The sequence below is a fragment of the Streptomyces sp. NPDC054847 genome, from assembly GCF_053610925.1.
Map to the genome: position 1 here is coordinate 21,642 of NZ_JBSGZJ010000007.1, position 10,745 is coordinate 32,386.

The 10,745-nt window shown below is 72.8% G+C and carries 2 protein-coding genes; both read right to left on the reverse strand.

Translation table 11 applies throughout. The features are described from left to right. Window positions 1-12 precede the first annotated feature (12 nt). A complete protein-coding gene (locus tag ACWGH4_RS02185) occupies window positions 13-7,662 on the reverse strand; it encodes a beta-ketoacyl synthase N-terminal-like domain-containing protein (RefSeq protein ID WP_453454542.1) in 7,650 nt (2,549 codons plus the stop codon). Between the two features lie 61 nt (window positions 7,663-7,723). Continuing rightward, a complete protein-coding gene (locus ACWGH4_RS02190; RefSeq protein ID WP_453454558.1) occupies window positions 7,724-10,717 on the reverse strand; it encodes an SDR family NAD(P)-dependent oxidoreductase in 2,994 nt (997 codons plus the stop codon). Between the last annotated feature and the right edge of the window lie 28 nt (window positions 10,718-10,745).

Below are 10,745 nucleotides of genomic sequence, written 5' to 3' on the forward strand. Positions count from 1 at the left end.
TCTCACGCCGGATCAGGCCTGGTCGTGGTGGATCTCGATGCCGATGCCACCCAGCTGGTAGATCCGCAGGGCGGACTTCCAGACGTTCGCGTCACCGAGCAGCTGGATCCGGCCCGGTTCGCGGCGCACCTCCTTGATGTGCACGTCGAACTCCATGTCCGGGTCGGTGCGCAGGATCTGGCCGCGGTACGTCCAGCTCGTCTCGCTGCCGGACAGCAGCGCGAAACGCGGATTGACCAGCCCGTCCGTGAGTCCGGTCTCGACCGCGTACACCTGAAGGCCCTGGAGCAGCGCCTCCACGCCGAGCGAGCCGGGCATCACCGGGTCGCGGTGGAAGTGGCAGGAGAAGTACCAGTCGTCCGGGCGGATCGTGCGGTGGCCGCGCAGATAGCCGCGGCCGTGATCGCCGCCGCCCGGCAGGACGTCGACCCACTCGACGAGATCGAGGTGGCCGCCCGCCAGCCGCGGGCCCCCGCGGGACGGCTCCCCGGCGCGGTACGCCGGCAGCTCGACCCGGCGGACCCCCGCCGGACGGTCGGGCTGCCGGTCCAGCCAGGGCAGTACGTGCTTGCCCTTGTCGAGGCCGACCTGGTTCTCCAGCGCCTTGGCGTTGAAGTATCCGAAGAGGGACTCGCCGGTGTAGAAGACCTCGCCGTCGGCGGAGAGTTCATAGCGGTAGTTCTGCAGGACGGATCCGGGCATCCGGTCGCTGGACAGCAGCGTGGAGCGGTGCTGGACGGTCTTGCCGCGCAGGTCGATGTCCTTCACCAGGGTGGCGCGGCCGTCGAGGTTGCGGATGCTGAACTGCTCGTCGGGTTCCGGGAGGGTGGCTCCCAGGTAGTAGCCGAGCAGGATGGCGGCCTGCAGACTCGACTCCATGTAGACGCAGTTGGGCATGTGAGGGTGCCCGTTGTTGCGGTAGTACCAGGCGTCGTCCGGCGAGTCGTACTCGGTGACCATGACGGCCCCGCGCTTGAGGACACCCCGGGTGCCCTCGAGCTCCATCACCCGGTCGACGAAGAGGAAGTCCCCGTTGGGGATGTACGGGGCCCTGCTGTCGGCGTAGATCTCGAACTCCGGCCCCATGGCGGTGGCCAGGTCGCCCTTCGCGGCGTGCGCCATGTGGAACTCGCTGAGCATCGCGGGCTTCCCCGTGGCGGGGCTGAGCCGGCCGAGGAAGTGCGGCACCTTGCCGCCGGCCTCCGGCCGGAACGGGGCGCCGGGCTTCTCCACCAGGCGGATACCGAGACCGCTGACGCTGATCGACGGCTTGCCGTCGCGCAGCACGACCACATCCGCCGTGATCGCGGGCCGCGGCAGCAGGGTGAGTCCGGTGATGTCGATGCGGTACTCGATGCGCTCGGTGTCCGGGGTGATCTGCCCGCGGACCTTGACCTCGGTCTGCAGACCGGGGACGGGCTGGAAACGGGCGTCGGGGAACGACAGGTGCAGGCCGAGGGAGAGGGCGTACACCTCCAGGAGCTGGACCGCGCCCTCCGCGACGAGCGAGCCGGCGAGCACCGGGTCGTCCGGGAAGTGGCTCGTGAAGTACCAGCCGTCCGGGACGAGCCGCTTCACCGCCTCGATGCGCCCGAGGCCCGCCGGGCCGCCCGAGCGGTCGAGGAGTGTGACCTCGTCGGCCATGCGGAGGCGTTCCGTGGGCAGCCTGAGCGAGGTGTTGCAGCCTGCGGGCTGGCGGTGCCCCGGCCCGAACACGTCGGCGATCCGGCCGTCGGCGAGCAGCGCCAGGTCCGCCGAGGTGAGCGAGGTGCGCTCGGTTCGGGCCAGCGGCTTGAACGAGCTCGCCCCCGAGAACGTGCCGTCACCCTTGGGCGGAACGGCCTTGCCCTGGATGATGCCGAGGGAGCTGTCGAGCTCCTCGTCGGTGAAGAACCCGGCGCAGGCGTTGTTGAGCTTGAGGATCAGCTCGCCGTCGGCGTAGCAGTCGTAGTGGAAGAAGAACAGCAGCGTGTCGCCCTGGCGCACGAACTGGTCGATCCAGATGTCGTAGCGCAGGGTCTGCCCGACGCGGGGCAGGTCGCCGACGAAGCTGAGGCTGCTGTCCAGGAGGCGATAGACGCGGTCCCCGCGGTTGGTGAAGTCGGCGCCCAGATAGCTGATCAGGAGCAGGTCGCACTGGCCCGCCTCGATGGTGACGGCCGGCGGGACCTGCCCGTCGACGGCGTACCAGGCGTCCATCGGGATGTCGTACTCGGTCCGGATGAACGAGGGCCTGAACTCACCCGGTTCGGCGTCCAGTGCGGTGACGCGGGTGGCGAAGTGGTACGGCGGCGCGGGCAGCCGGACCCGGCGGCGGTAGCCGTCGATCTCCGCGAAGCGGGGGCCGAAGACGTTGCCGATCTTGCCGGTCGCGAACTCGAGGAGATCGTGCTCGTCCCACACGACGCCCTCGGGCTTCGGCGGCCGGGGCACGGCGGGCGGTGACGCCGGCGTCGTAGGCGGGGCTGAGGGCCCGGGTGCGGTGGGCGCCGTGGACGTGGGCGGCGCGGGTGGTGACGTGGGGGTCGTGGGCAGTGCGGTGGGCCCCTCGAGTGACGGGGGCGGCCCGGGCACGGCGGGCGTCGTGCGCGCTGCGGGCGGCGCGGCGTGGCCGCCGCCGGGCGAGAGCAGCGCGACGAGTTCGTCGCGCAGCTCGTGCTGGGCCTTGAGCACCTCTCGGTGCGCCTCCAGCATGTCGCCGCGCAGGCCCCGGACGAGGACGGCGGTGGTCTCGTCGGCCGTCACCGCCCCCTTCCGCGCCGGCTGCGGGGACCCATCAGGCCGGTCAGGGCCGGCGGGCGGTACGGGCAAAGGCGCTCCGAAGATCGCCGGGCCGGGCGGCTCGACCGCCTCCGCCCGCGCCTCGGCGGGTCCGGACGGCAACACGATGGCTCCCGCCGGGATCATCGTGATGGGCTCCCGTTCCAGCACCAGGGCCGGCGCCTTCGGCTGCGCGGAGGGGCGGTTCGGCATTGCGGTGTCCCATTCCGTCGGGGTGTCTGAGCCCCTGGCGTGCGCCGGGGCGGGGATGAGGGGGCCACCGGGTCCCGGTACGGGCGCCGGTGGCGGGGCTCCGTCGCCGGAGCGCGGCGTCGCGGGAGCGTCGGCCGACTCGGCGCGTACGGCGGCAGTTTCGGCCGCCACGGTCGACGCGAGAGGCGGGGCGGCACTCGGCCCCTTCGGGCTGGTGAGCCCGGTGGGCCCGGACGATGCGAAGGCACTCGGCCTCGTCGCCACGAGCGGCGTGGCACCACCCGAACCGGCCGGCACGCTCGCCGCAGGCGAGTCGACCGCACTCGCCACCGCCTGCGCAGGCGGCTCGACCGCACTCGCCGCCACCGCCACGGGCGACCCGGCCGCACGCGGGGCCGCTGCCACAGGCGACCCGGCCGCACGTGCGGCCACCGCCGCACGCGGCAGGTGCGGTACGAGTGGGGCCGCCGCCTGCGTCACCAGGCGTGGGACCGGGGTGCCGCCCGTCGGGAAGCTGCGCACGCCCACCGCCCTGCGGGGCCTGCCGGCCGGGGCGAAGGCGCCGAGGTCCACGGGGATGCCGTGGCCCGCGAGGCGCGCGGCGAGCCGCGCGACGTCGCTCGCCCCCCGCGCCCCCCGGCGGTCGACGGAGACCGCGAGATGCGAGGTGCCGGCCAGGGTCTCCTGGATCCAGCGCGCGCAGGTGCTGCTGGGGCCGACCTCGATGAAGCAGCGGTAACCGTCGTCGTACGCACGCCGCACCAGCCGGGGGAAATCCACCGTCTCGCGCAGCGTCACCGCGATGTTCCCCGCCACGGCGTCCGCGTCGAAGTCCGTCACGGGTGCGTAGTGACGGCTGCTGTAGAGGACCAGGTCCCCGACGTCGCCCGTCGGATAGCGGTTCAGGTCCGCCAGGTCGGTCAGGACACCGTCCACCACGGGGCAGTGCATTACATGGTTCGCGGGGGAACGGGCGCTGCGGCAGTCGAGTTCGGCGATGAGCTCCCGGCACTGACCGGGGTCGCCGGCGATCACCGACTCCTGCGGGGTGTTGACGTGCGTGAGGTACACCCGGTCGTAGCGTGCGACGGCCGCCCGTACCTCCTCGGCCGGCGCGAGCACCACATGCGTCGACCAGACGTCCCCGTCCGCCACCTCGTCGCCGAGGCCCCACAGCGCGCGCACCGTGCGCTTGGGCCCGCGCAGCATGTCGTCGAAGAGCGGCGAGGCGCTGATCTTCTCGTCCCCGCGCGCGCTCTTGATCCAGCCGCCTGTCGCGAAGAGCATGCTGCTCTCGCCGAGGCTGTAGCCGAAGGCGCCGTGCACCTCGATGCCCAGCACTTCCCGCACGAGGTCGGTCGACAGCAGGGCGTAGCTGGTGCCGGCCGCCAGCATCAGCGGGATGTCCTCGACCAGTTCGCCCTCCCGCCGCATCAGCTCGCGGCGGTCCAGCGGGCCGCGCGCCCTCGGATAGAGGGCGGCGCTGCGCAGCAGTTCGGCGGGGAGTTCCGCCTGGTCCTCGAAGCGGGGCAGCAGCCCGGGGAACGCACGGAACAGCGACCGGCCCAGCCCCAGGTAGGAGTTGAAGGCGCCCGGGAAGACCAGGGCGACCTTCGCACCGGGGCCCACCGGCCGCGCGGTGAAGAAACTGCCCGACGGCGACGACCACTCGCCGCGCGACCGCCACACGCCGGGAAGGTCCTTGAGCGCCTGGTCGATCTGCCGGACGAGACCCGCCGCGTCGTCGGCGACGAATACGGCCTTGAGCGCGGCCGGCCGGTCCGCGAACACCTCGGCGCCGGCGTCCCCGTCGAGCGCCGACCGTACCTCCGCGAGCCGCCGGAGCAGGCCGTCGAAGTCGTCGGCGCCGACCGGCACGACCAGTCCCCCGCCGGACCGCGCCCAGTCGGTCGCGGCGAGTTCACCGCGGACGGTGGCGCCCGTGAGCACCAGGTGGGCGTGGCTGCCGGCCGTTCCGGTGACACTGACGGAAGCGGCACGCCGCCCGTCGCGCCGCGTCCGCAGCCAGGGACGGGAGTCGCCGGCGAGGAAGAAGGCGGAGCCGTCGAGCCGTTCGGCGCCGATCCCGTCCGGAGCCACCGGGAAGTAGGCGTGGTGCAGGCAGAGTGCCGCGCGGATGACGCCGGCGAGCCCGGAGGCGCAGCCGGTGTCGCCGACGGCGCCCCGTACCCCGGTCAGGGCGGTACGCAGCTCCCCGCCGGCCCGTGCGCCGGTCCACACCCGCGCCAGCCCTTCGACCTCTGCGGTGTCCGCGCGGCCGGCCTCGACCAGCTCGACGTCCCGCGGGGTCAGCCCGGCGGCTGCGAGGGCGTCCTCGGCGGCGCGTTCGACCAGCTCGGAGCGCACGGCGGGCGTGACGTCCGGCGCGTGGTGCACGGAGAGGGACCGGACCGTGGCGTACACGGTGCGGCCCTCGGCCACGGCGTCGGACCGGGTGACGACGACAGCCCCGGCGCCCTCGCCGAGGACGCGGATCCCGTCGCGGACGGCGCCGGGTTCGAGCAGTTCGCGGGCGAGGGTGTTCTCCGGGCCCGCTGCGAGATCGACCGCGCCGACGAGGACGGCCTCGACGGTGGGGTCGAGCAGCAGCAGCCGGGCCACGTCGAGGGCTTCGACGCCGACCGCGCTGTCGGAGGAGAGCGTGAAGGAGGGGCCGGTGAAGTTCCACAGGGAGGCGACCCGGCTGGCCATGATGTTGCCGATGTAGCTGAGGACCTCGTTGGGTTCGATGGAGTCGTGGATGCCGTCGCGTGCGGCCCGGGTGAGTTCCGCCATCTGCTGCGGCGAGGGCTCGACGCCCGCCGCCGCGCACCATTCGGTCAGCCGGCGGCCCAGCTCGTAGCGTGCGCCGTGTCCGTGCGCGCTGGGCTCCATCTCCATGCCGATGACGACACCCACGCGGCGGGGCCCGCAGGCGGCGTCGCCGCCCGGACGGGGGCGTTCGTATCCGGCGTCCCGCAGGGCCTCTTCCGCGACGCGCATCATCAGCAGCTGCTGCTGGTTGAAGTGGTCGAGGTCCTTGGGTGGTATCCGGTACGACGTGGTGTCGACCTCGAAGTCCTCGATGTACGCGCCGCGCGGGGCCGACGGGCCCGCGAGCCCGGCCTGCTCCAGAGGGCCGCCCGGCACGGTCTCGAAGCCGCGCCAGCGCTGCTCCGGCAGGTCCCGTACGGCGTCGTGCCCTTCGTAGCCGGCCCGTTCGAACTCGTCGAGCGTGCTGAAGGACCCGAAGTGGGCGCCCATGCCGATCACGGCCAGCGGCGGGACCTCGGCACCGGGTCCGGCCCCGGCCCCGGCCGGTGTTCCGTCCGGCGCAGACAGCACCACATGCGCGTTGGTGCCGCCGAAACCGAACGCCGAGACACCGGCCCGCCGGGGCGAGCCCGGAGCCGGCTCCGGCCACGGGACCGCCTCGCGCACCACTCGGTCGGCGACCGTTCCGGGAAGCGGGCGGTCGACGCCGATGGTCGGCGGGATCACGCCGTGCGACAGGGACAGGACGACCTTGAGGAGGCTGGACATGCCGGCGACGGTCAGCAGGTGGCCGACGTTGGCCTTGACGGACCCGAGGAACGGGCCTCGTCCGAAGAATTCCTCGACGCCACCGAGTTCGGTGCCGTCCCCGATCGGAGTGCCGGTGGCGTGGCATTCCACGTACTGGACGGCGGAAGGATCGACGCCGGCCTCCCCGTAGGCCAGTTCGTACGCCGCGAGCTGCCCGGTCACGTTCGGTACCAGCATGTGTTTGCCGGGCCCGTCGTTGGTGAGGGCGAGCGCGTCGATGACGGCGTGCACGCGGTCGCCGTCGCGCCTGGCGTCGGCCAGCCTCTTCACGGCGATCATCGCCGCGCCCTGGCCGGTGACGATGCCTCGGGAGCGCTCGTCGAAAGGCTGGCTGAAGCCGTCCGGCGGGTAGGCCCGCAGGTCGGAGAAGGACAGGTGGATCACGGTCGGGTCGGGTGCGCACACACCGCCGGCCAGCATGAGATCGGCACGCCCGGTCTCCAGATGGGCGCAGGCCAGCTTCAGCGCGTACAGCGCGGACGAGCAGGCCGCGTCGAGGGTGAACCTCGGCCCCTCCAGGCCCAGGGCCGCGGCCACCACCTTGGCGGGCATACCGCCCGCCCAGAGGTTGTGCGCCGCGGCCATGGGGTGGGAGCCGCGGCCGGGGCCGGCCACGGCGTCCGGCGGTACGCGCAGAGCGGCGTCCGCCAGCCCGTGGGCCACCGCGGAGTCCCACAGGTCACCGGTGAACCGGCCGGAGGCCGGGGTGGGGAACGGATAGTTCCCGAACACCACCCCGGTCCTCCGCCGGCTCGGACCGCCCGCGGTAGGGGGATGTCCCCCGTCGGCCAGTGCGTCCCCGGCCACCCGGAGCGCCCAGTGGAACGAGCGGTCCAGGCCGGCCAGGTAGTCGGACGGGAGAAGGTATCCGTTCGGTTCGAAGGCCGTGCTCTCGTCGTACTCGCCGAGGAAGCCTCCCCGGGTGCAGTAGATGCGGTGCCTGTCCTCCGGGTCGGTCTCCCGGGCCTGCGGGGAGTGCCCGAAGATCCGGTCGTTCCCGTCGGTGCGTGAGTCCACGCCGCCGATCAGGTTGCGCCAGTAGTCGTCGGGTGTCCCCGCCCCCGGGAAAAGGCAGGCCAGGCCGACGATCGCGTACTTGCCCATGGTTGGGTCAGCCTCCGAGTTGTCCGAATGTCCGCTCGGGAAAGTGGTCGGCGGTCGGGCGTCAGACCGTCACGGTCGCCGCGCCGGTCCGTTCGGCCGGCCCGAACTTCCCTTCCAGCTGCGGGTCCTCGACGACCGACACCCCCTCCATGACCTGGAGAACACGGCCCTCGCGGTCGAGCGCGGTGACGGAGCAGGTGATGCCGGCCGGTCCCGCCACGACGTTCTCCACGGCGATCAGGAACTCCTGGTCCGTGGGGAGCTCGGCAAAGTAGCGGGCGCGGGCGATCTCCATCGGCAGGCACGCCCGGTTGCGGAAGCGCCTGACCCAGACCAGCGCGGCCTGGAGCATCAGATCGGCGAGCACCGGGCTGTGGAACCGCCCGTGGTACGCACCGTGCGCCGGACGCGTGTCGCCGAGCCGTGCGCCGATCAGCAGCAGCCGCTCGTCGGCCGCGAGGATGCCGCGGATGCCCCGCAGCGTGGGCCCGTGGAAGAGGGTCCCGTCGCGGTACAGGTGGGCGGCGTCGGTCCGGTCCGCCTCCCGGGCGGCGCGGGCGAGGTCCGGCCGGTCGGCAGGACGGCCGGCGGCCGGGTCAGTGACGAGGACGCCGCCGTACGCGGGCCTGCTGCGCCCGGCGTCGTCCACCGCGGAGGCCAGCACATCGACCGAACCGGGGCGGGCGGCCTGGCCGGGCTCCATGAACAGCCGCAGCCGGCCCGCGCCTTGGGACTGCCCGCCGTTGTCGGCGAGGTGGCCGTTGCTGTCGCCGTCGCCGTCCAGGACGACGCCCTTGAAGACCTTGAACCCGCTCACCTCGGTGACCGGCTTCCCTGTGGCCGTCTCGGCGGTGTTGACCAGCGCGCCCAGCGCGGCGGTGGCGGGCAGTACCCGCCTGCCGTCGATCGCGTGGTCCGCGAGGACCGTCTCCGTCGCGATGTCCGCCAGGGTGCGGTCCACGAGCAGGGACACCTGGGGTGCCCCGTCGGCCGGCGCCGCGGACAACGGCTTCAGCGGTCCGGCGACGATGACGGTGTCATGACCGCGGGCCGCGGTGAACTGCTCGGCGAAGATCCCAGCGCCCGTCTCCACCGGAACGAGCTCCACACCGCGCGAGGCGAACATCCGGCGCAGATCGTCGGTGACCATGCCGCCGTCCCACGCACCCCAGTTGACGGAGGTGACGCGCGCGGAGGGCAGTTCGTGCTTGAGCCGCACGGCGAGCCGGTTGAGCGCTTCGTTGGCGACGGCGTAGTCCGACTGGCCACGGTTGCCGAAGAATCCGGCGACCGAGGAGAAGAAGACCAGGTGACGCAGGGCCGCCGTGCCGCGCAGCGCGTCCAGCACATTGCCCAGACCCACGATCTTGGTCCCGAGGACCCTGGCGACCTCCTCCTGCGTCTTGTCCGCGATCAGCCGGTCGGCGAGCACTCCCGCACCGTGCACGACACCGGTGACGCGTGCGGCGTACGGCGCGAGCGCACGGCTCACGGCCTCGGCGTCGGTGATGTCGACGGTGACGTACTCGACGGTGGCGCCGGTCGCGCGCAGCCTGGCCAGGTTGGCCTGGATCTCCCGGCTGCCGGTCACCTCCCGGTAGACCGCCTCGACCCCGCGAGGTGTCGGCTTCTCCCCCGTGGCGGCGATCCGCTTCGCGATGGTGCCCTTGAGAGCCGCGCCCTCCAGACCCAGCGCCCACCCGGGATCGGCAGCCGCCGCACTGCGGCCGAGGAGCAGCAGACCGGCCGGACGTGCGGCGACCAGTGCGTGCAGGCAGTCGGCGGTGATGCCTCTGGCCCCGCCCGTCACGACGAGCAGGTCCCGCGTGCTGATCTCCGGTACGGCCGTCACATGCACGGCCGGCGCCTCGGCCGACGGGACGACGGTGCGCCGTCCGTCCGCGTCGTGCGCCACATCCGCGATGCCGGTCGCCAGGTCCTGGATCTCGCCCAGGAAGCGGGCGGCGACGGTCCGGGCGTCCATGCCCGGCGCGAAGTCGACCGTACGGGCGAAGATCTCCGGGGTCTCGATCGCCAGCGTCTTCACCAGGCCGCTCACCCCGCCGAGCAGGGCCGATCCGGTGCCGCCGCCGCGGTAGCCGCTCGCGCCGTCCAGCTGGGTCACCGCCACGAAGGCCGCCCTGCCGCCGGCCGCGGCAGCGGCCTTCAGCGCGGGCTGCGTCTGCTTCGCCACCAGGACGGTGTGTCCCAGCCGCCGGGCCGCGTCGGCCCAGTCCTGACCGGCCGCCGCCGCCATCTGCACCACGAGGTCGAGACGCCCGGCCGTGACGACACGGGCCAGCTCCTCGGCCTCCCAGGTACCCAGCGACCGAACGGAGTCCGCCTCGACGGAGGTCGCGATACCGTCCGGCAGCCCGACGACCTCCACCCGCCAGCCGTCGGCACGCAGTGCGGCCACGAGAGGCTGCGTGAGCGTCGACCCGTCGTCCATGACGAGCGCGGTCCGCTGTTCGGCGTAGGCCCCGACCACGGTGGAGGGAACGGGCAGTTCCCGTATGCCGGCGAAGGTCCGGCCGACCCCGTCCGCCGCCGGGTACGTCACGACGAGCGGAGTGTCGGCACGGGGAGCGGCAACGGGAGCGGCCTCGGCGACAGACACCGCCGGGGACGCGGACGACGCCAGGAAACCGGCGACATCACCGAGCGTGCGCAGCTCACCCAGACGCTCAGGATCCACATCACCCGACACCGGGAACCGATCCTGCAACGCACCCATGATCTGAACCCGCTTGATCGAATCGATCCCCAGATCCGCCTCAAGATCCATACCCGGCTCCAACATCTCCGCCGGATAACCCGTCTTCTCCGCCACCACCTCCACCAACGCACCCAACACCGCACCATCAACAACAGGCGCAGAAACAGGAGCCGGAGCCGGAACGGACTCGACAACGGGAGCGGCCTCAACCACAGACACCGCCGGAGACGCCGACGACGCCAGGAAACCCGCGACATCACCCAACGTACGCAGCTCACCCAGACGCTCAGGATCCACATCACCCGACACCGGGAACCGATCCTGCAACGCACCCATGATCTGAACCCGCTTGATCGAATCGATC